We start from the raw sequence: 23000 nt of genomic DNA, 5'->3' as shown, positions 1-23000 counted from the left end.
AATGGTTTATTATCGTTTATTTTGTGCCATGAATAACCTATTAATTATTGGCTATGTATGGGTAGAGCCGAACTCCTCTGCCGCAGGAAGCAGGATGTTGCAACTTATTGAGGCTTTTCTAAAAGAAGGCTATAAAATTACATTTGCTTCAACAGCACAGCGTTCTAATAGAGCAAAGAATCTATCAGAAATTGGAATTGATGAGGTTGAAATTAAGTTAAATGATAATTCTTTTGACACCTTTGTTAAAGATTTGAACCCCGCAGTCGTATTATTTGACCGCTATATGATCGAAGAGCAGTTCGGGTGGCGGGTTATCGAAAATTGCCCTAAATCGCTTCGGATTTTAGATACTGAAGATTTTCACACCTTAAGAAAAGCACGACATCTAGCGCTAAAAGAAAATAGAGCTTTTGAAGAAGAAGACTTATTAACGTTTGATCTCGCTAAGCGAGAGATAGCTTCTATACTTAGGTGTGATCTATCTCTAATGATTTCTACCTATGAAATTGATGTGTTACAACGGTTGTTCAAGATAGATGATTCACTTTTACATCATATTCCGTTTTTACTTGAAAAGATAGATAAAGATCATGTGAAATCATGGAAGTCGTTCGATGAACGAAAGCACTTTACCATTATTGGTAATTGTTTGCATGACCCAAACGTTGATGCTATTTTACAATTAAAAAAGACCATTTGGCCGGTAATTAAAAAAAAATTACCTAAAGCAGAAATGCATATATATGTTGCTTACGCTACGCAACAAGTGAATGATTTACATAATGAGCGCGAAGGGTTTTTGATCAAAGGTGCTACAAATAATCCCGAAGAAGTAGTAAGAAATATTAGGGTGGTATTAGCACCATTACGCTTTGGTGCCGGAATCAAAGGGAAATTGTCGGAGGCAATGCTATGCGGGGCACCGAGTATGACTACTTCCATTGGCGCCGAAGGTATGCATGGTACTTTACCTTGGAATGGATTTATAGAAAATGACCCTGAGCTATTTGCAAAAGAAGCAATTGAATTATATTCGAATAAATTGCTTTGGGAGCAATCTCAAAAAAATGGGATTAACCTGATTAATCAATTATACGATAAAGAATCTTTAGGGCAGAAATTAATTGAAAACATAAAAGAATTGCAAGGAAATTTAGAACATCATAGAACTCAAAATTTTCTTGGAGCGCTCTTACAACATCATTCTTTACAGAGCACAAAATATCTAAGCAAATGGATTGAAGCTAAGAGTCATAAGTCTTAAAGTTATCCTAAAATAACAACTGTTTATTTTTCGACTTAAAAATTAAGCTAACTTAGTGTCTGTTATTTTTTAGATTTTGAAAACTGTAAAGTTAGATAAGAATATAGAAGTCCTTATTGGTAGTTTGGGTGCTGCACAGAGCTTATATATTTCACTTTATAGTTTCATTGATAAAAGACGTGATTTTAAAAACCTTCTATTAGCCGCATTCTTTTTTACTATTACATTGCGTATTATTAAGTCCGTACTATGGGTGTATATTGAAGGCACACCAAATTGGTTTTTAAATTTGGGTTTTGCTGCACATGTAGCGTTTGGGCCGTTACTTTTTTTATACGTATATCATTATATTTTTGGTAGAAAATGGTCTGTTAAAAACTGGCTGCATTTTATTCCGGTTGTTGCATTATTATTTTTTCTTTTTCAACTAACCGCTAATAATTTTTGGCATATTGGCGGATACAAATTACTTTTATATCATCAATTGATCTATAGCCTAATAACACTCTGGGTATTTGGTTATGCTCTTGCTAGAAAGGATAAATTCATTCCCAAAAATAGAGAATGGTTATGGTTGGGTATCCTAACTGTAGGAACTTTAGTACTTCAATTAGCCTACTTTTCAAATTATATATTAGGCTTAACGCCTTACTTATTGGGCCCAATTATATATGGTGTATTTACCTATTTCTTAAGTTTTTTCTTAGTGAAGAATCCACAAGTTATTCAGAATTTTAAAAAGTATAAACATATTAAGTTAGCAAAAAATACATCCAACGATTATGCTAAAAGAATAGAAGGGTTTATGACTCAAGAAAAACCATATTTAGAAGCTGACTTTACAATCAAAAAACTATCGGAAATCTTAAAATTACCAGTCTACGTTGTTTCACATACTATTAATAATTCGTTTTCTAAAAATTTTTCTGAATATGTTAATGGTTATCGTATTCAAGACGCAAAGAGATTATTAATTCTTAAAGAATATCAAAATCTTAAAATCTCCAGCATTGCCTATGAATGTGGATTTAATTCTCTGTCATCGTTCAACATAGCTTTTAAAAAACAGACCGGTATAACACCTTCGTCTTACAAAAAAAGTCTTTCGGATTTATAAATCACTCTTTCTAGTTATCAAATCGCTCATAGTTTTATAAAAATGAAAAGCACTTTTGGTTTGTCATAAATCAAGAGTATGCAACATCATATCAATAAAATATTGATAAAACTTATGATCCGTCCAGAAGAACAAAAAATAGTGCTTTGGTCATTTATATACTTTTTTAGTTTAATGTCTGGGTATTTTATGTTACGCCCCTTAAGAGATGAAACGGGGATCATTAACGGAGCCAATAAAATGCAATGGCTATTCACGGGCACTTTTATTGTGATGCTATTAATAATACCTTTATTTGGTTTTATTACGAGAAGCTATCCAATTAAAAAAGTGCTTACTATTTCTTATGGGTTTTTTATTAGTAATCTAATTATTTTTTACTTCTTCTTTGCATTCATCGGAAGCTCAAGCGTGCTGGCAAGTACTTTTTTTATTTGGTTAAGCGTATTCAATCTGTTCGTGATTTCCTTGTTTTGGAGTTTTATGGCAGATGTATTTTCTAGCAAAGCATCAAAGCGAGTGTTTGGAGTCATTGCCGCTGGTGGTAGCCTCGGAGCATTGACAGGGCCCTTAGTTTCATCTTTAATAGCTCACAATTCCTCCATAAAAAATCTTTTGATTCTTGCAATTGGTTTTTTGGCTATTGCGATAGTTTCTATAAAAAAGATAGCAAGGATAAAGCAAGAAAAATTAGTCGATGATAGCTCGAATTTATTTGATCCTGAAGCCATTCTTAAGAGAAATTTTTGGAAACAATTACAAAAAGTGTTTCACTCAAGATACTTATTAGGTCTTATAGGTTTTATTTTATTATACACTGCGGTTTCTACCTTTTTGTATTTTGAACAAGCGCATATTTTAGAACGGACAATTAAAGATTCTGGAGAACGCATCATGTATTTTTCTAAAGTGGATTTTGCAACTAATGCCCTAGCAATTTCAGGGCAATTTTTAATTACCAATCGGGTCATTAAAAAATACGGCCTGGCTATTGCATTAAGTAGTATTCCTTTGGTATTGCTTATGGGTTTTTTAATTATAAGTTATAAGTTGTCGTTATTGATAGTTGCTATATTTATTGTTATTCACCGGGCTGGGAATTTTGCTATTTTAAAGCCATCACGTGAAATGCTTTATACGGTGTGTAGCAAAGAAGAAAAATACCGATCTAAGAATTTTATTGATACTGTGGTGTATCGTGGAGGAGATGCTTTAACAGGATGGGTATTTACCCTATTTATTTCTTTAGGCCTGGGGCTGTCATTAATAGCTCTAATAGCGGTGCCTCTGGTATTGTTATGGTCATTCACAGGATATACGTTAGGGAAAAAACATACAAGAATAGAAAAAGAGTTAACTTTAAATAGGTTACAACATGATAAATAAATTATATAATAGAAGGGAAGCGCTTCGGTTAGCGGGATTAGCCTCTGCTGGATTGTTGGTTGCCCCAGGTTTAATATCATTTAATTTAAAAAATGCTATGCTACAAAGGATTATTCCTTCATCAAATGAAAAGTTACCGGTAGTAGGACTTGGTACTTGGCAAACCTTCGATGTGGGGAGTTCATCTGAGAAAAGAGCAACATTAATCAAAGTGCTTAAAGAAATGAAAAAACTTGGTGGTAAGGTTATTGATTCATCACCAATGTATGGCAGCTCAGAAAAAGTAGTAGGAGACTTAACAGCACAATCGGGTGAAGATCAGTTTTTCTACGCTACCAAAGTTTGGATTTCTGGAAAAGATGCCGGAATAAGGCAAATGAAACATTCTTTCGATTTAATGCGTCGAAAACAAATGGATTTAATGCAAATTCATAATCTCGTTGATTGGAAAACACATGTAAAGACATTAAAGAGTTGGAAAGAAAAAGGTAAGATCAAATATTGGGGGATTACTCACTATGTTAACTCATCACACGCTTTACTTGAAAAGATTATCAAACAAGAAAAACCAGATTTTGTACAGTTTAATTATTCCATTAGAGATCGCCATGCTGAAGAATCATTATTCAAAGCTGTTAGAGAAAATAAAACAGCCGTTTTAATTAATCAGCCCTATGATAGCGGTTCACTTTTTAGAATAACTCGTGGGAGAAAAATTCCGGAGTGGTGTCAGGCGTATGACATAAATAGCTGGGGGCAATTTTTTCTAAAGTTTATTCTTTCAAACGAATTGGTTACCTGTGTAATACCTGGAACATCAAAGCCACATCATGTGATTGATAATATGATGGCTGGCTATGGTAAATTACCAGATAATACCATGCGAGAAAAAATGTATAACCATATTAAAAACCTATAAAATGAAAACATTTGTTAAAATATTCATCATTTTTTTTACTGGTCTAATTAGTTATTCACAATCTATTTCAGATTTAGATTTTTTAATTGGTAAATGGGAAGTGAGAGAAGATAATATAGAAAATGGTTGGTGGGAAAAGAGTACAAGAATTGGGCGGTATGTTTTAGATAATACCTATATAGAATTGAAATCGAAAGCTATCTCATCGAGTGGAAAAGAACGGACCTATCGTTGGTATATTCATTTTAATTCAAAGGCTAAAGAGTTTGAAATGGTTTCTTTTTTTAGCAATTGGCCTAAAGTTCAATTTGATATTCTTAGCTGGGATCAAGAAAAGCGCACATTAACGATAAAAAATAAGGTTGACCCCAATTCTAAAGACTACCATGAGCGATTTGGAGCGCTCATTTTTGATGAAGATTTCAAGAAATATGTCTGGAAAGGGCAAAATAAATATGGAGATCCAGAGAATCCAAGTATTTGGAATTATATTGAGAAAGGAACGTTGGTCGAGTAAATTAATTTAAGGTTGATCAATAACTCACCGCAACAAGTTCTCTATTATATTTATTCTTATAAGAAATGGGAGTTAATCCGGTATATCTTTTAAAAATAGTTCTAAATGCTTTGGTATCTGTATAACCTACAAGAAACATTACTTCATTAATATTTTGATCAGTAGATTCTAATTTCTTTTTTGCAGCTTCTATACGAACACGTTGTATATATTCTAAAGGTGTATTTCCGGTAGCTTTTTTAAAACGACGTATAAAATTGCGCTTACTGATTGCTAGCATTTTCGCCAATTCTTCAACAGAAATCTTCTGAGCTATATTATTTTCAACGTAGGTTTGTGCTTTTTTTATTAAAGAATCTGGATGATCTTTCTGCGCTTTGAAAATAGCAAACTGATTTTGATTATCACGATCCATTTCAATTTCAAAGAATTTTGAAGCAAATATAGCTGCTTCTTGTCCACAGTATTTTCTTACCAAATGCAAGAGAAGGTTTAAGAAAGAATACGCCCCTCCACTAGAATAAATTCCTTCTTGATCGGTAACAATTTTTTCTGGTAAAACATTTATTTGAGGATACATTTTTTTGAAGGTATCAATCACTGCCCAATGCGTAGCACATTGCTTGTTATCTACTAGGCCTGTTTCAGCTAAAAAGAAAGCGCCAACGCATAAGCTAGCTATTTCGGCTTTATGCTTTAATCGTTGTTTTTGAATCCATGGGATAAAATCCTTATTGTTCTCAAGTTCATGATCGATACTATTTGGTGTTAAAGCGGTAATAATTACGAGGTCGGTTTTTTTTATTTCATCGAGCGTGGAATCACAATGAATGGCAAAAGCGCCATCATATAAAACGGTATTTTTTTCAATACCCACTAAATGAATATCAAAAAAAGGTTGACCGGTTGTGTCGATCATAAATTGATTAACAGCGTTAAATATTTTATAAGGTCCAACGACACTACTTAGAACAGCACTGCTTTTTGGCACTAAGACGCTCACATGTTTCATTTTGATACTATTTTTCGTTCTCAAAGGTATGAATTGATGATGTCACAATCAACCCCTTAAAGTGTCATAATTACCCTTCTAATTAAACCGATTCATTAGTTAATTTTGAGATGTCATGAAAGAAAAACTACTTTTTGAATCTATTAAAACTCAATTCTGTAAAAGTTATAGGGGTGTAACAGAAGGTAAAATGATGAGCTCACCGGCGATTCACTATCAAGGAAAAGTTATTGCCTTTTTTTCAAGGAAAAACAAAATGGTATTCAAACTTGGAAAAGACCTTAAAGATGAACATATAGAAGTTCCTTTAATTGAATTTAGCCCATTTAAGAATAAGAAACCGCTTTCTGGATGGTATGAAGTAGACTATGCTTTTCATTCTAAATGGGAGCATTTAACATTAATAGCTCTAGAATTAAATAAGAAGAACTAATATGATAACAAAAGCCTATTCCAATTTTTTTAATGAGCTAGCGCAAAATAATCATAAAGAATGGTTTCATGCGAATAAGAAACGTTATGAGCGAGATGTGAAAACTCCCTTTTTAAAATTGCTTTCTGAATTGATACCGACGCTAAGAAAATGGGATACCAGAATTCTTTCTGATGAAAAAAAAGCGCTGTTTAGAATTAATAGAGATGTACGATTTTCGAAAGACAAAACTCCATACCATACCTTACTTAAAGCAGGGTTTTCACCAAATGGAAGAAAATCAACGCTACCAGGATATTATTTAGGAATAGATGCAAATACCATTCATGTTGGTGGAGGTTTGTTTACAGTAAAACCACCTGAAGTAAAATTGATTCGAAAACATATTGCATTAAATACAGATGATTTTTTAAGTATTATAAATTCTGAAAACTTTATGAATTATTTAAAAGAAATAAAAGGTGAAAAGGCAAAACGCATAGATAAAGAGTTCGAAAATACTTCCTTAAAAACTAGCCTTGTTTACAATAAACAATTTTATGCAATGACTCAATTGTCATTAGAAGATTATCATAATTCTTCAAGTTTAACCAATATAATTCTAGAACATTTTAAAGCAATTAAACCTTTAAACGAATACTTAAACAAAGCATTTTAAAAAATAAATAATAATAAATCAATAGAACTAATGACAACAAAACAAGTAGCAGACAGATTAGTAGCATTATGCAGACAAGGGCAATTTGAAACTGCAATGCAAGAACTTTATAGCAATGAGATTGTAAGTATTGAACCAGAAGGATCTCCATCTAAAGAATGTAATGGTATTGATGAAGTAATCGCGAAAGCAAAACAATTTGATCAAATGACCGAAGAAGTACATGGCATGGAAGTTTCAGACCCCATAGTAGCAGACAAGTTTTTTTCATGTACAATGAAAATGGATGTTACTTTTAAAGGAACGCCACGCTCAACGATGGAAGAAGTATGCCTTTATAAAGTAGATAATGGTAAAATTGTTCGAGAAGAATTTTTCTTCACACCTATGCAATAGAGATATTAATATTGAGGGACTGTTAATTTAACAGTCCAGCTCTTTTTAATAAAGCCTCATTTGAAGGTTCTTTCCCTCTAAAACGTTTATACAAGGTCATCGGTTTCTCGGTGCCACCTTGAGATAAGATATGTTCTTTTAACTTTTGAGCAGTTTCTTTATTAAAAATTCCAGTTTCTTTAAAGTATTCAAAAGCATCGGCATCTAAAACTTCTGCCCATTTATATGAGTAATAACCTGACGAATAACCACCTTGAAAAATATGTGCAAAAGCGGTACTCATACAATTTTCAGTAACCTCAGGATACAATTTTGTGTCGGCAAAAGCCTTATTTTCAAAATCTTTTACAGAATTAATAGTCGCTGGTGACTCGCCAGCATGCCATGACATATCGAGTAGGCCAAAACTTAATTGACGCATGGTCTGCATACCTTCTAAGAAATTAGAAGAATCTTTTATTTTTTGAATTAGTGCCATTGGTATTGGCTCATTTGTTTCATAATGCCGAGCAAATAAATCTAGCGCCTCCTTTTCGTAACACCAGTTTTCTAGTAATTGGCTAGGCAATTCTACAAAATCCCAATGCACCGAAGTTCCCGAAAGACTAGGGTAGGTTGTGTCAGCCAGCATACCATGCAAAGCATGACCAAACTCATGAAATAGCGTTGTTACTTCATTAAAAGTAAGCAATGAGGGTTTTGTTTCTGTAGGTTTCGTAAAGTTGCAAACAATAGAAATATGTGGTCTTGAGTTTTTCCCATCTTTTTTCCATTGACTTTTAAAAGAAGTCATCCAAGCGCCATTTCTTTTTCCTTTTCTTGGAAAAAAATCGGCATAAAAAACAGAGATAAAATCACCATTTGAATTAGTAACCTCATAGGTCATTACTTCTTCATGATAGGTGTCAATATCTTTAACTTCTTTAAAATTAAGATCAAACAATTTATTGGCAATGATAAAAACTCCTTTAATTACATTTTCTAGCTTAAAGTATGGTTTTAGTTGTTCTTGATCGAGATCAAATAATTGTTTTTTTAATTTTTCTGAATAATAAGCACCGTCCCATTTTTGCAATTGGGCGATGTTGTCATTATTTGCCAATTCTTCCAATTGATTAAATTCTTGTTTCGCTGCAGGTTTTGCTTTCGCTAACAAGTCTTTTTCAAAACTAAGCACATTGTTAGGTGTTTCTGCCATACGCTCTTCTAATACAAAATCGGCATGGGTATCATAACCTAATAAATTGGCACGTTCATGACGTAATTTTACAATGTCAAGAACAATTTGTTCATTATTAAATTGATTTTTTTGAAAGCCTTTAGCTCCGAATGCTTTCGCCAATTGCTCTCGTAACTTGCGATTATCAGCATAGGTCATAAATGGAATATAACTAGGATAATCTAAGGTGAAAATCCAGCCTTGTTTTTCTTTTTGTTTTGCTACTAAGGCTGCAGCTTCCTTTGCGCTATCTGGTAATCCTAGTAATTGATTTTCATCAGTGATATGAAGTTGATAAGCATTCGTTTCCGCTAAAACATTTTCGCCAAATTTTAAAGACAATTTAGAAAGTTGTTTATCAATTTCTCGAAGTTTATTTTTATCAGTATCATTTAAATTAGCACCGTTTCTAGCAAAACCTTTATACTTTTTCTCCAAGAGTGTTTGTTGCTCACCAGTTAAATTAAGTGCTTTACGGTTTTCATAAACCGTCTTAACACGCTCAAATAACTTTTCGTTCAATCGAACGTCATTGGCGAATTCTGAAAGCCATGGCGAAACTTCTTGAGCTATTTTTTGAATTTCATCATTGGTTTCTGCAGAATTTAAATTGAAGAATATAGACGAAATTCGATTTAGCTTAGTGCCCGAAAACTCCAATGCTTCAATAGTATTTTCAAAAGTTGGTGCATCGATATTGGCCGTTATTTCTTCTATTTCTGTCTTAGCTAGAACGATAGCTTCTTGAAAGGCTGGGTTAAAGTGTTGTTCTTTAATTTGTGAAAAAGGCGCTGTAGTATATTTGGTATTGAATTTTTCTAAGAGTGGATTCATAACATGTAGTTTCAACAACATTATTCCGAGCTTGTTTCGGAATCTCATTAAATAGGAAACTGAAACAAGTTCAGTTTGACGAAATTATTTTTTTAAATCTTCAGAAGCCTTATTAACTTTTTCTTTTAAGCTTTCCTTATAATCAATGATGGCTTGTAAAATATCTTTATTCGAAGAACCAATAATTTGGGCTGCTAAGATTCCGGCATTTTTTGCACCATCCAATGCTACTGTAGCTACCGGAACACCGCCAGGCATTTGTAAAATGGATAAAACTGAATCCCACCCATCGATAGAATTACGCGATTTTACCGGTACACCGATTACTGGTAATGGGCTCATGGAGGCGACCATTCCTGGTAAATGAGCAGCGCCTCCCGCACCAGCTATAATAACTGAAATTCCACGTGAATGTGCATTTTTAGCATAGTCATATAACTTATCTGGGGTACGGTGAGCCGAAACAATATCTATTTCGGTGTCTATATTAAGTTCATGAAGTACCGCAATCGCATCCTGCATCACAGGCATATCAGAATTGCTTCCCATAATGATTCCTACTTTGGCCATGTTTTAAATTGATAGGTTTATAATCTCCTTAAAATCAGTAAATATCAATATTAAGAAATATTGTATTTTTATTGGCTAAAGATACTATAAAAACCGGTTTTCTAAATTGGTTTTTATGTTCTTTTTTAAAGAATCGAAGATCAATGTTACCCTTATTTAATACCGTAGTTTCCTGGTTTCTAAAAAAGCGAAAACATCAAATGGAGCTCTTTCTAAAGTATCCTATTGATGTGCAGCAAGAGCTATTAAGGCGATTGGTTGGTACCGCTCAGCACACAGAATTCGGTAAAAAATATGATTTCAAGAGTATTTATGACTACAATGCATTTGCAGAACGCGTTCCGATTCAAAAATATGAGTCTATTGAACCAATGATCGAACGTACCCGTAAAGGAGAGCAAAATTTATTTTGGCCAACGCCTATCCAATGGTTTGCGAAATCGAGCGGAACAACCAATGCTAAGAGTAAGTTTATTCCGGTAAGTCAAGAGGCTTTGGAAAATTGCCATATGAAGGCAGGGAAAGATATGTTAGCCTTATATATTAATAATAATGAAGATGCAGGATTATTCAATGGAAAAGGACTGCGACTAGGAGGGAGCAGTGCCATTTACGAAGATAACAATACCTATTTTGGTGACTTATCGGCAATTATTATTGAGAATATGCCCTTTTGGGCTGATTTTAGTAGCGCACCAAGAACAGAAACAGCACTGCTAAGTGAGTGGGAAACAAAAATGGAAGCTATTATTAATGAAACCATTAATGAGAATATGACGAGTCTGGTTGGTGTGCCATCTTGGATGTTGGTCTTATTAAATGGTGTTTTAGAACGAACAGGTAAAGAAAGTGTTTTAGATATTTGGCCAAACTTAGAAGTGTACTTTCATGGAGGAGTAAACTTTAATCCATACCGAGAGCAGTATAAAAAACTATTACCTAAGAATGACTTTAGGTATTATGAAATCTATAATGCTTCTGAAGGATTTTTTGCAATACAAGATACGAACGACTCAAATGACCTATTATTAATGTTGGACTATGGAATTTTCTATGAATTCATTCCTATGGATCAATATGATGAAGATTTAAATTCATCTAGTCAATCGGCAATACCTTTGCAAGAAGTTGAATTAGACAAGAACTATGCTGTGATTATTACTACCAATTCTGGCCTTTGGCGATATTTAATTGGTGATACCGTTAAATTCGTTTCTTTAAGCCCTTATCGAATTAAAGTAACAGGAAGAACCAAACATTTTATTAATGCTTTTGGTGAAGAATTAATCATTGAAAATGCCGAAGAAGCTTTAAAACAAGCATGTATAAAAACACAAGCCGAAATCACTGATTATACAGTTGCTCCAATTTTTATGGATGGCAAAGCAAAAGGATCTCATGAATGGATTGTAGAGTTTAAAAAGCCACCTAATAATATTGGTTATTTTACCGAACTTTTAGACAATGCTTTAAAGTCTATTAATTCTGATTATGAGGCCAAGCGCTATAATAATATGACCTTAACCATGCCTAAACTACATGAGGCAGAACAAGGTTTATTCTATAATTGGTTAAAGCAGAAGGGAAAATTAGGCGGACAGCATAAAGTACCGAGACTTTCTAATAATAGAGATTTTATTGAGGAGCTCATGCAAGTAGATGTTAGTACTTAATTGCACTAGTATCGACACTTTTCTTTTAAAGTTGTAACTGAATTTGATGTTATAACCTATCATAAATTTCCTTTCATTACATGTTGCAAATTTTATAATAGCTCGCTTAAAATTTAAAATTTTAGAGCAAATTTAGCTACAATTCACTATAAATTTAAAAGTAAGGAAGTGCATTACTTTTTTTAATTTTTGACCTTACTCCGTTGCTACAATTTCTATCTAACTTGCCATTAAATATTATTGCAATAATGAAGGCGATATCCGAAAAGCCTCTAATAGAGTAGGACTATTTTAAAGAATTTTTCAAGTAAATACTTGAAAGTTCACTTGTTTAATCAGCCAATGAATTTTTGGCATTAATATTTAATATTATGAAAAAAATAATTCTTCCTGCAGTAGCAATTGCTATTGCTTTCGTTGGGTTTTCATTTGCCCCAGTTGAAAAAAATAATGACGTAAATAATTCTATCACAGAAAGTCCAGATTTTGTCGCTGCTGGGTGTTATAGACTTAGTGAAAGTATCAAAGACTTTACAAAGTGTTTTGAAATTTCTACAGAAGAACAAATTGACCAAAATTTTGCAGTTCAAAGAACAGTATTAAACGGTCTATAATTTTTTTTCGATGAAGCAGTACTATTTTATTACAAATAGATAGTACTGCTTTTATATAGAACTTATACCTAATTATTCAAGTACTTTTTTAAAAGCAAGTTATGACATATTCAAAATCTAATTATAGCCTTATCTACATTTTGCTGCTTATCCCATTAATGAGTTATTCTCAATTAAAAAATGAAAATAAAATTATGAAGATCGTTTATTATAGCTCTCCAGTAAGTCAATACAATGTGACTGATTCTGAAAAGCATGGTACGGTAACAAGAACATCAAAATATGATATTTTAAATGGCATTAAAGATTATTATACCTTATACATTAATCTTACAGATAGATCTTCGGTATATGTGCTTGATTCGATTATAAAAAAAGTGCCAAAAGGTGTTGGTATAAGTCTTGCAGATCAGGTTTATTTTGCATTGAGGTCTCCAGAAAACAAAACATTTAAACATGAATGGATATTAAATCAAACTTTTTATTCGGAGGGGAAAGTAGGGGATATCAATTGGGAGCTTACAAACGAAGAAAAAAAAATCAGTGGTTTAAAATGTTTTAAAGCAATAGCAAAGAATAAAGACTTAATGCTTACAGCCTGGTATACAAAAGACATTCCAATTTCAAACGGACCGTCTATATATCAAGGATTACCTGGTATTGTAGTCTGGGTCGAAGATTTTTTTCGTACTACCCAGATATTGAAAGTAGATTATGAAAATGATGTAGCGAAGTTTAGAGACCTATATAATGTGAGGCATAACGCTTTTCTTAAAAAAGAGAATCAAAAGTATTATGAGAGAGAACCAATACTTACGATAAAAAAATCTGACGCTGCAAATCAACTTTATAAGATGATTCATGGAAAATCATATTAACGGTAATAGATCCAAAAAAACCAAGATGAGTCAATCGAAGCGAAAAAGATATTTTATAACCTTTTTCCTTTTTGGACACCTATTATTAGTTTTTTTTCAGGCCATGTGGGCAAATCTTGATATCTATTGGAATTTTCATTTTGATAAATCTTTGTACATACCAGTTATTAGCCAATTAAAACAAAATGAAAAAACCGAATTGTATTACATATTATCTGGTACTAATACAGGCTATGGTTTTTACGGAATACAAACGGCTACCGAAAAATACATTAAGGTTACTTATTTTGATGCTGAAGGAAAGGAATTGAAATCTGATCGGTACTTAAAATTCTCCACATCAAATGGTGTTTATCGGTTTAAGGGATATGCATCTTATTTGACCAACTATATTGCGGATACCGATAAAATGGCAAAAAAAGATGTTACAAGTGAAAAAAATAAAAAAATAATAAAGTTTAGAAGGGATTATATTGAAAAGATCTTTAAATGGTTAGGTAAAAAAGGGGCCGTCGCTGTTCCAAGCTGTGTTTCTTATAAAGTAGAACTTTTAACCATAGTTCCGATAAATATTTGGCAGAAATCAGAAAAAACTAAACCCGAGTTATATGTTGTTAAAGAAAGTGAGTTTTCTGTGTAATCGTGTTTATGAATTTTTTCAAAGTGATTATAACGAAAGAGATTTTTTAATTTTCTTTCGATGTATGGTTGCTTTGGTAGCCATGATTGAAATTACCTCTTTGATGGTAGATCTGCCTTTACTTTTTTCCCAGAGTAACTCAGTGCTTCCGCAAGAACTGATGTACTTGCAAACAGATTATTTTAAATATTTATATCCACTCTATCAATTTTTAGAGAGCAAAAATCTTATTGGAGTTTTTTATTCAGGGATTGTTTATTGTTATCTTCTTAGTCTACTTTTTTTACTAATAGGTTTATTCACTCGTTTTTCCGCTTTAGTGGCCTTAATTCTTTGTATAGTTATTTTTAAGAGTTTTTCACCATTTAATTACGGATTTGATCACTTCTTAATTATGTCTTTCTTTTATTGCTTCGTATTTCCAACAGGCAAATATTATTCTTTAGACTCTAAATTGTTTAAGAATGTAAAAGAGAGGCTATTTAATTATCGAAGCGTTTTACAGATTCATTTAGCAATTGTTTATTTTTTTTCAGGGATAGCCAAGGGAGTAGATACTAGTTGGTGGAATGGTAACTCAATTTGGAGAGCGTTGGCATCTGTTGATAATTCATTTTATTCAATACCACCGATTTTTCTAGCCATATTGGGAATTGGCACAGTTTTATTAGAGCTACTATATCCCTTTTTTATTTTTAATAAAGTCACTAGGAAATATACGTTGTTGGCTATAATTTCAATGCATATCGGTATTGCCGTGACAATGGGACTGTATGCATTTTCTGCAATAATGATTGTTTGGAATCTTGCAGCTTACGGTAGACTTACCAGTGCAAAAGAAATGGAAAATGTTGAAGTTATTTCTTAACACCCTTATTTTTTTTTCTGGAGTTTTAGTTTTATATGCGCAAAAACCGCAAGTTTCGGGAGTAGTAAAGAATATTGAAAATGAGCCCATCCCTTTTGCGAATATTGTTATAAATAATACGTCTTTGTCAAAGCAAGCTATTGCCTATGGTTATGGTAATGAACAAGGTGCTTTTAATATAGAATTACCTTCGAATACGCTTCAATTTAGTATTAATGTTACAGCCATTGGCTATAAAGAAAAGTCATTAATCGTCAAGCTAGATACAATGAATTTTTTAAATATTTACTTAGAAAAAAGTATTACAAAACTTGAGGAAGTTGTAGTAAAGGTTAAAATGGCGACAGATACTTTAAACATTGATATTAAGAATATGAACCTGAGTAAAAATAATACGTTGCGTGATATGCTAAATAAAACTGATGGTATTATTGTAAGTAAAGATGGCAGTATTTCGTATCAAGGTAAGCAAATAAATAAGGTGTTAATTAATAATAAAGAGGTTTTTGTAAATCAAAATAAGATTGCTTTGGATAATTTGAATTATGAGATAATGGAGAACGTTCAGGTTATTAATAATTACAAAGATCGATTCGTGATTGATTTTAATCGTCTAAGAGATCCGGTTATTAACATAACCACGAAATCAGAATTTAAAGGTGTAGTAAAAGCCGATATAGCAGTGGGCTATGGTTATGATGAAAAATACGCTGTCAATGGTAATGGTTTCTTTTTTTCTGATAAACTAAATGCTTTTGTAACATCAAATACGAATAACACGGGAGAAAAAGAGCTAAGCCAAAGAGATATCATTTCATCAGTTAGATTTGCCTCAGGCGCTTTTAAAAACTCATTATTTTCTTTTTTTATTGAAAATCAGCAAACAAGGAGCGACTTTTCAAGTAATAATAGTACCACATTTCGTTGGCAAAACAAAATCAGTAAAACCGGTCTTGTTTTTTATTATGGTGCGATTGATACAGAACGCGAAACAACAACTACCACTAGTATATTTGGTGACCTTGCTAAAAATAGTAACTTAATTAATTCGCAAGAAGGGTATTTCATTTCGGCCACTGCTAATCATAATCATATTATTTCATCGAAGGCTGTAATTCAAAATGTTTTTAATACAGTGATTTTGCAGCAGCGTTCATTTAAACATGCAATTGATACATTGTTTGTTGATACTATTTCTCGTTTTGTAGAAAGAACTAACAATACTCCAAAAAATTTTACAATCTCAAACGCATTAAAATTCACGCAATTACTAAATGAAAGTATAGCATTTGAATTCGGAGTTGATTATTATTACGAAAAAGGAACTCGAGATTTTGAAACCAAAATTGATAATAGTGCTATGCATATTTTTCAGGAAGAAGATTTTTTTAAAAACCAATTTTCTATTTTGGGCTTATTCAAGGTGAAATTAAATACAACAACACTTAATGCTGGAATTAACCTATCTAAAAACAAAGAAAAAGGAAATCTCGATTTTAATGGTCAAGAAGGTGGGCGTTCGATACTTTCAAGAAATGTGTTTGTTGCAAGGACGCCATTAAGTGTTCAAGGTGCTATTAAAAAAATTGATTATAGCTTTTTAATTGCTCCAGCTTTGATTAGCCTAAACAAGTTGAAAGATCGCGTATTCTTTGCCACATCAAATTTAATTACCTACAATTTTAGACAACAGAATAATTTAAGTCTAAAGCTGAGCCGTAATTTCCGTTTTTATGAACTTAACTCTTCATTTGACACTATTGTTAAAAGTTTTAATTATAAAATAATTAATAATCGAGAGAATTTAAATAAATATTCTAATAGTGACGTAGTTTCACTTAAGTGGTTTAATAATAATGTATCGAAATCAAAAAGAACAAATCTCACCTACGAGTTTAGGCAAGATCATAATTTTTTACAGCGTGTTTTAGATTCTGTTTCAGAAAATGTTTTTTATTATTCGAATCGTATTTTTGATAGAAAATATACACATATCGCAAAAGCTGGTATGAACAAAGGCTTTTACATGGGTAAAGCTTATCATCGCTTTGATATTGGAGGAAATTTGAATTTTATCGCAAACGAGTATTCAACATTGGTAAATGATTTACCTACTCAGGTATATACGAATTCATGGGAGCCTGCTTTAAGTTTAGGGTTTACCCCTCGTAATTTTTTCATTAAAGAGATTACGAATCAAATTAAATGGAACTTTTTTAACTATAATCTAGATAAGACACAGGTTACAAAGCAGACAACTTTTACCAATACACTTTTGATTGAAGGAAGTTATGATAAACTTGATTGGAAATTTGATTTTGAATACCAACTATATGACATAGAGCAAGGTAAATTTAGTGTGCCAGATTGTAATTTGTCGATGACTTATGACATGTCTGATTCATTATCATTTTCTTTAACTGGACGCTCGTTGCTGACACTTTTTGATTTAAATAATTACAATTTTATAAATACAGTATCAGATGGAAATACATTAACACGAACTATTAATAACAATAACTTGGGCTATTTACTTTTTTCTACTTCATTTAAATTTTAAAAAAGATAGATAAGAATGGATATTAAGGCGATTATTTTATTTGATGGTGTTTGTAATTTATGCAATTCAACAATACAGTTTATAATTAAAAATGATCTAAAGAATATCTTTCAATTTGCATCACTTCAAGGTACAACCGGAACCCAATTATTAAAACAACATGAATTGGATATAACCAGAACCGATTCTATCATATTAATCGTGAATAATAAAGTTTATACTAAATCTTCTGCTGTATTGAGAATTGCTGGGAGGCTTCGTTTTCCTATAAATTTATTGTTGGTATTCTTAGCTTTACCTTCATTTATTAGAAATAAAATCTACGATTATATTGCTAAAAATCGTTATCAATGGTATGGTAAAACAGATAGCTGTTGGATGCCTACACCTGAGTTGAAAAATAAATTTTTACCTTAAAACAATAACTAGTGTTTAAATGAAGCAACTTTAGATATGATGATAAGAAAAATGAACGAACATCAAATTTTACGCTCAATCACATAATCTACCATTTCTTTTAGAGAGGTTTTGTAAGGAGAATCAGGATATGTATTTAATAATGCTAAAGCCTTTTCTTTATACGCATGCATTTTTTCAACGGTATACTCAATACCGCCTTGCTGTTTTACAAAAGAAATGACCTCTTTTACTCTTTTTTTATCTTTATTATGGTTCTTAACAGAATTGATCAACCATTTTTTCTCTTTAAGAGAACAATTATTTAAAGCATAGATTAATGGTAATGTCATTTTACGTTCTTTGATATCTATACCGGTAGGTTTGCCAATTTTATCTTCGGTATAATCAAAGAGATCATCTTTAATCTGAAATGCAATACCTATGAGCTCACCAAACTTACGCATTTGTTGTATTTCTTCTTCTGAAGCATCAACTGATGCCGCTCCAATACCACAACATGCTGCAATTAGTGTAGCGGTTTTTTGACGAATAATTTCAAAATAAATATCTTCCGTAATATCTAATTGACGTGCCTTTTCAATTTGTAGTAGCTCCCCTTCGGTAATTTCTTTTAGAGCTATAGAAACTAGCTTTAAGAGATCAAAATCGTTATTATCAACTGAAAGCAATAAGCTCTTTGAAAATAGGTAATCACCAACAAGTACAGCAATTTTATTTTTCCATAGCGCATTTATTGAGAAGAAACCTCTTCGTTGATTGCTGTCATCAACCACATCATCATGAACCAACGAACCAGTATGAATCAATTCAATCAAAGCGGCACCTCGATAGGTTTTATCACTAAAATTACCATTAGAAACCATTTTGGCTACTAGGAAAACAAACATAGGACGCATTTGTTTTCCTTTACGTCTTATAATAAAATGAGTAATTCTATTTAGCAATGGAACATTAGAATTCATAGATTCTTTGAACTTTTGTTCAAAAAGTTCCATTTCTTCTTGAATGGGTGATTTTATGTGCTCAACTACCTTCAAATAATATTTTGATATCTCATCAAATTAGTTGTCAATATACAATATATGTTTAATTAGCTTTTCTTTTCAATCTTGGCCCAGCTGTCTCTTAAAGGCACAGTTCTATTAAAGACTAAGTTTTCTGAAGTACTATCATTATCAACACAAAAATAACCCAGTCGCTGAAATTGAAAACGATCTCCTCGTTTTGCTTCTTTTAAACTTGGTTCTACAAAGGCATTGTTATTTACAACCAACGAATTTGGATTGATAAATTCTTTAAAGTCTTTGTCTTTATGTCCATCTGGTGCTTCGTCAAGAAACAATCTATCATACATTCTAACCTCTGCTTTTACAGCATGTTGCACCGATACCCAATGTAGTGTTCCTTTTACTTTACGTTTACTTTCTTCGGTACCACTACCACTTTTACTTTTAGGGTCGTAGGTGCAATGTATTTCGGTAATTTCGCCCTTTTCATCTTTTACTACCGATTCACCTTTAATGATATAAGCGTTCTTTAAACGTACTTCTTTATTTAACTTTAAGCGAAAGAATTTTTTATTGGCTTCTTCTCTAAAATCTTCTCGTTCTATATATAATTCTCTTGAAAAAGGAACTTTTCTATTTCCAGCATTTTCATCTTCTGGATTATTTTCTGCATCTAACCATTCTTCTTTGTCTTCAGGGTAATTTGTAATTACCAGCTTCACAGGATTCAATACGGCCATTACTCGAGGTGCAGTCTTATTTAGGTCATCTTTTACACAGAATTCTAATAAGGCAACATCGGTGACATTATCTCTTTTTGCAATACCGGCTATTTCACTAAATTTTTTGATGGCGGCAGGAGTATATCCTCTTCGGCGTAAGCCTGAAATAGTTGGCATACGAGGATCATCCCATCCGGCAACATGCCTTTCTTCAACAAGCTGTAATAATTTACGCTTACTCATTACCGTATAACTTAGGTTTCTACGTGCAAATTCGCGCTGTTTTGGGCGGACACCACCGTCGTAAATCTGATCTAAAAACCAATTATAAAGTTCTCTATGAGATTTGAATTCTAAAGTACAAAGCGAGTGTGATATATTTTCAATATAATCTGATTCACCATGAGCCCAGTCATACATAGGATAGATATTCCAATCTGTTCCCGTTCTATGGTGAGCTTTTCTTAAAACGCGATAAATAATAGGGTCGCGCATTAACATATTTGATGAAGCCATATCAATTTTGGCCCTTAATACATGAGAACCCTCTGAAAATTCACCGTTCTTCATTTTTTCAAACAAGCTTAAATTTTCCTCAATGGAACGGTCTCTATTTGGACTGTTGGTACCAGGTTCGGTAGGTGTGCCTTTTTGTTTGGCAATTTCTTCTGAAGACTGATCATCAACATAGGCTTTCCCTTTTTTGATCAATTCAATAGCCCAATCATATAATTGAAGGAAATAATCTGAAGAGTATAATTCATTTTTCCAATCAAACCCTAACCATTTAATATCATTTTTAATGGCATCAACATATTCTTGCTCTTCTTTTGCAGGATTCGTATCGTCAAAACGTAAATTAACCGGGGCATTGTATTTTAACCCGAGACCAAAATTTAAACAAATAGATGCGGCATGACCAATATGTAAATAGCCATTTGGTTCTGGTGGAAATCTAAATCGAAGCTTGTTTTTGTCAAACCCATTTGCTAAATCTTCTTCGATGATTTGCTCTAAAAAGTTCAATGATTTTTTTTCTTCAGACATTGCTAAAATTTGAACTGCAAAAATAGGGAAAATAAGTGATGTTTAAGCATGGATTCGCTGCTAAGAAATAAGTCGTGCCATTGGGTAATTTTGGCAAATAATATGGCAGAGAAGTTACCTTAAAACCCTAACATCAATTTAGCGATATAGAAAAATAAAAAGATGCCAAAAATATCATTACTCGTCGTAATGAATGGGCCCGTAGCAATAGCTGGATCGATGCCTCGCTTGTCAAGAATAATAGGAACAAAAGTGCCAATAAGCGCTGCTACTATTATAACACACATCATAGAAATAGCAACTGTTAAACTAAAATTAAGTTCCATTTTCATTAGGTAGCCTGCAGCAATAACTAAAATACCTAGCACGAAACCGTTAATAAGACTTAAACCAATTTCTTTAACTAAACGATTAAATAAACTGCCTTTTACGGTGTCGTTAGCCAAACCTTGAACAATAATGGCTGAAGATTGTACACCTACATTACCGGCCATGGCCGCAATTAAAGGGGTAAAGAAAAATAAATCTTTGTATTTTTTTAATGCATCTTCAAAACCCTCCATGATGAGTACTGCACCTAATCCGCCTAAAAGCCCAAGAATCAACCAAGGCAAACGAGCTCGGGTTAATTCTATAATACTATCATCTGCCTCTACATCTTCGGTAATACCTGCTGCTAACTGGTAATCTTTATCAGCTTCTTCTTTTAATACATCAACAATATCATCAATAGTAATTCGCCCTAATAGAACCCGATTGCTATCAACTACCGGAATGGCTTCTAAGTCATATTTTGCCATAACTTTAGCTACTTCTTCACCATGATCATCAACATGAACGTGATCAACATTTGAGATGTAGATATCGGCAATTTTTTGATCATTTTTAGCAATGATTAAATCTTTTAACGAAAGTCTGCCAATTAATTGTTCTTCTTTATTGACTACATAAATTGAATGTACTCTTTTAACATCTTTAGCTTGACCTCTAATACGGCGAAGACAACCGGCAACGGTCCAGGTTTCATAAACCTTCACAAGTTCTTTTGCCATGAGTCCACCAGCTGTATCTTCATCATAGGCTAAAAGTTCTTCAATTTCAGCTTTATGTTCTTTATCTTCGATTTCGGCAATTACCCGTGCCTGGCGTTCTTCAGGAAGCTCGGCAACCATATCAGCGGCATCATCAGTATCAAGTTCTTCAAGTTCTTCGGCAATTTCTTTTACTGATAGATTTTCAAGGATTTTCTCACGAATATCCTCATCTAACTCCATTAGAATATCAGAAGTCTTTTCGCTATCAAGTAGTTTAATTATGTATATAGACTCATCAAAGCCAAGATCTTCTAAAAGTTCGGCGATATCTGCGTAATGCTCATGAGAAAATAAACCAGTAAGTGCTTTATCGTCTTTTTGTTCGATAAGCACCTGAACTTCTTCTATGAATTCTTTGGTTAGCTCAAGAGACATTACTGGCTATTTTTTGCGTCAGACTTATAAAATCCTGAACAGATAATTGTTCAGGACGTCGAGCAAATATAGCATCTTCTCTTAATTTATCTGATAATTTAAAAGATTTTAAACTACTTCGTAGCATTTTCCTGCGTTGGTTGAATGCTGTTTTAACTACCTTGAAAAATAATTTTTCATCTACTGGTAAGGTATAATTTTCTTTACGAACAAGTTTAATTACACCCGAATCAACTTTTGGGGGAGGATTAAATACACTTGGAGGTACCGTGAATAGGTATTCGGCATCATAAAATGCTTGCGTTAAAACTGATAAAATACCATAGGCTTTAGAACCTGGTTTTTCGGCAATGCGTTGTGCAACCTCCTTTTGAAACATGCCTGAAAATTCAGGAATCCGGTGGCGATTTTCTATGGCCTTAAAAACAATTTGTGATGAAATATTATATGGGAAATTACCAATAATGGCCAATGGCTTTTCATTGAAATAATCATCTAGATTAATCTTTAAAAAATCTTTTGAAATAATTCTATTGGTAAGATGTAAATAATGAGTTTTAAGATACTCAACTGATTCATTGTCAATTTCTATCACATGGGTTGTAAATTCTTTTTTAAGAAGGTATTTAGTTAATACACCCATTCCAGGCCCTATTTCTAGTACATCATTATAGTTTTTTCCGCTAAGGGTATCGGCTATTTTTTTTGCAATATTTTCATCTCTTAAAAAATGCTGACCGAGATGTTTTTTAGCTTTTACTGACATATAAAGAT

General features: G+C 32.6%; 22 protein-coding genes. 15 read left to right on the top strand and 7 right to left on the bottom strand.

Going from position 1 to position 23000, the window contains the following annotated elements; all coding sequences use genetic code 11:
• Positions 1-28: 28 nt before the first annotated feature.
• The 5 genes from AC1EUU_RS14145 (at position 29) to AC1EUU_RS14125 (ending at position 5206) form a co-directional block, all read left to right on the top strand.
• A complete protein-coding gene (locus tag AC1EUU_RS14145) occupies positions 29-1267 on the top strand; it encodes a glycosyltransferase (RefSeq protein ID WP_480202095.1) in 1239 nt (412 codons plus the stop codon).
• Between the two features lie 76 nt (positions 1268-1343).
• Entirely contained in the window at positions 1344-2384 is a 1041-nt protein-coding gene (locus tag AC1EUU_RS14140; protein ID WP_480202094.1) for a helix-turn-helix domain-containing protein, read from the top strand.
• 78 nt (positions 2385-2462) lie between these two features.
• Positions 2463-3770: an NTP/NDP exchange transporter gene (locus AC1EUU_RS14135; protein ID WP_480202093.1), complete on the top strand. Its 1308-nt coding sequence runs from the start codon at positions 2463-2465 to the stop codon at positions 3768-3770.
• Positions 3760-4689 (top strand): aldo/keto reductase, encoded by a 930-nt coding sequence (locus tag AC1EUU_RS14130; RefSeq protein ID WP_480202092.1) that lies wholly within the window; start codon positions 3760-3762, stop codon positions 4687-4689. Before AC1EUU_RS14135 ends, AC1EUU_RS14130 begins: the two co-directional genes overlap by 11 nt.
• A 1-nt stretch (position 4690) precedes the next feature.
• A complete protein-coding gene (locus AC1EUU_RS14125) occupies positions 4691-5206 on the top strand; it encodes a hypothetical protein (RefSeq protein ID WP_480202091.1) in 516 nt (171 codons plus the stop codon).
• Positions 5207-5222: 16 nt separating this feature from the next.
• Here AC1EUU_RS14125 and AC1EUU_RS14120 read toward each other — a convergent pair whose 3' ends face one another.
• Positions 5223-6218: a GlxA family transcriptional regulator gene (locus AC1EUU_RS14120; RefSeq protein ID WP_480202090.1), complete on the bottom strand. Its 996-nt coding sequence runs from the start codon at positions 6216-6218 to the stop codon at positions 5223-5225.
• Between the two features lie 115 nt (positions 6219-6333).
• Between AC1EUU_RS14120 and AC1EUU_RS14115 the strand changes: the two genes are divergently transcribed.
• The 3 genes from AC1EUU_RS14115 to AC1EUU_RS14105 are packed head-to-tail and all read left to right on the top strand — an operon-like array spanning position 6334 to position 7705.
• The gene (locus AC1EUU_RS14115; RefSeq protein ID WP_480202089.1) at positions 6334-6651 is read left to right on the top strand and encodes a hypothetical protein; all 318 of its coding nucleotides are present in this window, start codon (positions 6334-6336) and stop codon (positions 6649-6651) included.
• 1 nt (position 6652) lies between these two features.
• Positions 6653-7309 (top strand): DUF2461 domain-containing protein, encoded by a 657-nt coding sequence (locus tag AC1EUU_RS14110; protein ID WP_480202088.1) that lies wholly within the window; start codon positions 6653-6655, stop codon positions 7307-7309.
• A 30-nt stretch (positions 7310-7339) separates the two neighbouring features.
• On the top strand, positions 7340-7705 hold the full coding sequence (locus AC1EUU_RS14105) for a SnoaL-like domain-containing protein (RefSeq protein WP_480202087.1): 366 nt from the start codon (positions 7340-7342) through the stop codon (positions 7703-7705).
• A 22-nt stretch (positions 7706-7727) separates the two neighbouring features.
• Here the strand turns inward: AC1EUU_RS14105 and AC1EUU_RS14100 are convergent, their stop codons facing one another.
• Positions 7728-9758 (bottom strand): M3 family metallopeptidase, encoded by a 2031-nt coding sequence (locus tag AC1EUU_RS14100; protein WP_480202086.1) that lies wholly within the window; start codon positions 9756-9758, stop codon positions 7728-7730.
• Positions 9759-9842: 84 nt separating this feature from the next.
• Positions 9843-10328, bottom strand: coding sequence for a 5-(carboxyamino)imidazole ribonucleotide mutase (gene purE / locus AC1EUU_RS14095; RefSeq protein ID WP_480202085.1), 486 nt, complete (start codon positions 10326-10328; stop codon positions 9843-9845).
• 143 nt (positions 10329-10471) lie between these two features.
• Between purE and AC1EUU_RS14090 the strand changes: the two genes are divergently transcribed.
• The 7 genes from AC1EUU_RS14090 (at position 10472) to AC1EUU_RS14060 (ending at position 17978) form a co-directional block, all read left to right on the top strand.
• Positions 10472-12001 carry a GH3 auxin-responsive promoter family protein gene (locus tag AC1EUU_RS14090; RefSeq protein ID WP_480202084.1) on the top strand — a complete coding sequence of 510 codons (1530 nt, stop codon included), beginning with the start codon at positions 10472-10474 and terminating at the stop codon, positions 11999-12001.
• A 371-nt stretch (positions 12002-12372) separates the two neighbouring features.
• The gene (locus tag AC1EUU_RS14085; RefSeq protein ID WP_480202083.1) at positions 12373-12615 is read left to right on the top strand and encodes a hypothetical protein; all 243 of its coding nucleotides are present in this window, start codon (positions 12373-12375) and stop codon (positions 12613-12615) included.
• A 101-nt stretch (positions 12616-12716) separates the two neighbouring features.
• Positions 12717-13493: a GLPGLI family protein gene (locus AC1EUU_RS14080; protein WP_480202082.1), complete on the top strand. Its 777-nt coding sequence runs from the start codon at positions 12717-12719 to the stop codon at positions 13491-13493.
• A gap of 25 nt (positions 13494-13518) precedes the next feature.
• The gene (locus AC1EUU_RS14075; RefSeq protein WP_480202081.1) at positions 13519-14133 is read left to right on the top strand and encodes a hypothetical protein; all 615 of its coding nucleotides are present in this window, start codon (positions 13519-13521) and stop codon (positions 14131-14133) included.
• A complete protein-coding gene (locus tag AC1EUU_RS14070; protein ID WP_480202080.1) occupies positions 14102-15001 on the top strand; it encodes a hypothetical protein in 900 nt (299 codons plus the stop codon). The genes AC1EUU_RS14075 and AC1EUU_RS14070 overlap by 32 nt, the downstream gene beginning before the upstream one ends.
• The gene (locus tag AC1EUU_RS14065; protein WP_480202079.1) at positions 14982-17561 is read left to right on the top strand and encodes a carboxypeptidase-like regulatory domain-containing protein; all 2580 of its coding nucleotides are present in this window, start codon (positions 14982-14984) and stop codon (positions 17559-17561) included. The genes AC1EUU_RS14070 and AC1EUU_RS14065 overlap by 20 nt, the downstream gene beginning before the upstream one ends.
• 15 nt (positions 17562-17576) lie before the next feature.
• Positions 17577-17978, top strand: coding sequence for a thiol-disulfide oxidoreductase DCC family protein (locus AC1EUU_RS14060; RefSeq protein ID WP_480202078.1), 402 nt, complete (start codon positions 17577-17579; stop codon positions 17976-17978).
• Positions 17979-18040: 62 nt separating this feature from the next.
• Here AC1EUU_RS14060 and AC1EUU_RS14055 read toward each other — a convergent pair whose 3' ends face one another.
• The 4 genes from AC1EUU_RS14055 to rsmA all read right to left on the bottom strand — a co-directional run bounded on the left by AC1EUU_RS14055 (position 18041) and on the right by rsmA (position 22992).
• Positions 18041-19018 (bottom strand): polyprenyl synthetase family protein, encoded by a 978-nt coding sequence (locus tag AC1EUU_RS14055; RefSeq protein ID WP_480202077.1) that lies wholly within the window; start codon positions 19016-19018, stop codon positions 18041-18043.
• A gap of 53 nt (positions 19019-19071) precedes the next feature.
• Positions 19072-20757 (bottom strand): glutamine--tRNA ligase/YqeY domain fusion protein, encoded by a 1686-nt coding sequence (locus AC1EUU_RS14050; protein WP_480202076.1) that lies wholly within the window; start codon positions 20755-20757, stop codon positions 19072-19074.
• Between the two features lie 119 nt (positions 20758-20876).
• The gene (mgtE, locus tag AC1EUU_RS14045) at positions 20877-22226 is read right to left on the bottom strand and encodes a magnesium transporter (RefSeq protein ID WP_480202075.1); all 1350 of its coding nucleotides are present in this window, start codon (positions 22224-22226) and stop codon (positions 20877-20879) included.
• Positions 22216-22992: a 16S rRNA (adenine(1518)-N(6)/adenine(1519)-N(6))-dimethyltransferase RsmA gene (gene rsmA / locus AC1EUU_RS14040; RefSeq protein ID WP_480202074.1), complete on the bottom strand. Its 777-nt coding sequence runs from the start codon at positions 22990-22992 to the stop codon at positions 22216-22218. Before rsmA ends, mgtE begins: the two co-directional genes overlap by 11 nt.
• Positions 22993-23000 lie beyond the last annotated feature (8 nt).

This window comes from Maritimimonas sp. 2205BS37-2, from assembly GCF_056591755.1.
This window is presented reverse-complemented; position numbering and strand designations above follow the sequence as displayed.

Bases quoted from the DNA above. Each gene is read 5' to 3' on its own strand.
- AC1EUU_RS14145 (WP_480202095.1), top strand. From the start codon at position 29: ATGAATAACCTATTAATTATTGGCTATGTATGGGTAGAGCCGAACTCC.
- AC1EUU_RS14135 (WP_480202093.1), top strand. From the start codon at position 2,463: ATGCAACATCATATCAATAAAATATTGATAAAACTTATGATCCGTCCA.
- AC1EUU_RS14130 (WP_480202092.1), top strand. From the start codon at position 3,760: ATGATAAATAAATTATATAATAGAAGGGAAGCGCTTCGGTTAGCGGGA.
- AC1EUU_RS14125 (WP_480202091.1), top strand. From the start codon at position 4,691: ATGAAAACATTTGTTAAAATATTCATCATTTTTTTTACTGGTCTAATT.
- AC1EUU_RS14120 (WP_480202090.1), bottom strand. From the start codon at position 6,218: ATGAAACATGTGAGCGTCTTAGTGCCAAAAAGCAGTGCTGTTCTAAGT.
- AC1EUU_RS14115 (WP_480202089.1), top strand. From the start codon at position 6,334: ATGAAAGAAAAACTACTTTTTGAATCTATTAAAACTCAATTCTGTAAA.
- AC1EUU_RS14110 (WP_480202088.1), top strand. From the start codon at position 6,653: ATGATAACAAAAGCCTATTCCAATTTTTTTAATGAGCTAGCGCAAAAT.
- AC1EUU_RS14105 (WP_480202087.1), top strand. From the start codon at position 7,340: ATGACAACAAAACAAGTAGCAGACAGATTAGTAGCATTATGCAGACAA.
- AC1EUU_RS14100 (WP_480202086.1), bottom strand. From the start codon at position 9,758: ATGAATCCACTCTTAGAAAAATTCAATACCAAATATACTACAGCGCCT.
- purE (WP_480202085.1), bottom strand. From the start codon at position 10,328: ATGGCCAAAGTAGGAATCATTATGGGAAGCAATTCTGATATGCCTGTG.
- AC1EUU_RS14090 (WP_480202084.1), top strand. From the start codon at position 10,472: ATGTTACCCTTATTTAATACCGTAGTTTCCTGGTTTCTAAAAAAGCGA.
- AC1EUU_RS14085 (WP_480202083.1), top strand. From the start codon at position 12,373: ATGAAAAAAATAATTCTTCCTGCAGTAGCAATTGCTATTGCTTTCGTT.
- AC1EUU_RS14080 (WP_480202082.1), top strand. From the start codon at position 12,717: ATGACATATTCAAAATCTAATTATAGCCTTATCTACATTTTGCTGCTT.
- AC1EUU_RS14075 (WP_480202081.1), top strand. From the start codon at position 13,519: ATGAGTCAATCGAAGCGAAAAAGATATTTTATAACCTTTTTCCTTTTT.
- AC1EUU_RS14070 (WP_480202080.1), top strand. From the start codon at position 14,102: ATGTTGTTAAAGAAAGTGAGTTTTCTGTGTAATCGTGTTTATGAATTT.
- AC1EUU_RS14065 (WP_480202079.1), top strand. From the start codon at position 14,982: ATGTTGAAGTTATTTCTTAACACCCTTATTTTTTTTTCTGGAGTTTTA.
- AC1EUU_RS14060 (WP_480202078.1), top strand. From the start codon at position 17,577: ATGGATATTAAGGCGATTATTTTATTTGATGGTGTTTGTAATTTATGC.
- AC1EUU_RS14050 (WP_480202076.1), bottom strand. From the start codon at position 20,757: ATGTCTGAAGAAAAAAAATCATTGAACTTTTTAGAGCAAATCATCGAA.
- mgtE (WP_480202075.1), bottom strand. From the start codon at position 22,226: ATGTCTCTTGAGCTAACCAAAGAATTCATAGAAGAAGTTCAGGTGCTT.
- rsmA (WP_480202074.1), bottom strand. From the start codon at position 22,992: ATGTCAGTAAAAGCTAAAAAACATCTCGGTCAGCATTTTTTAAGAGAT.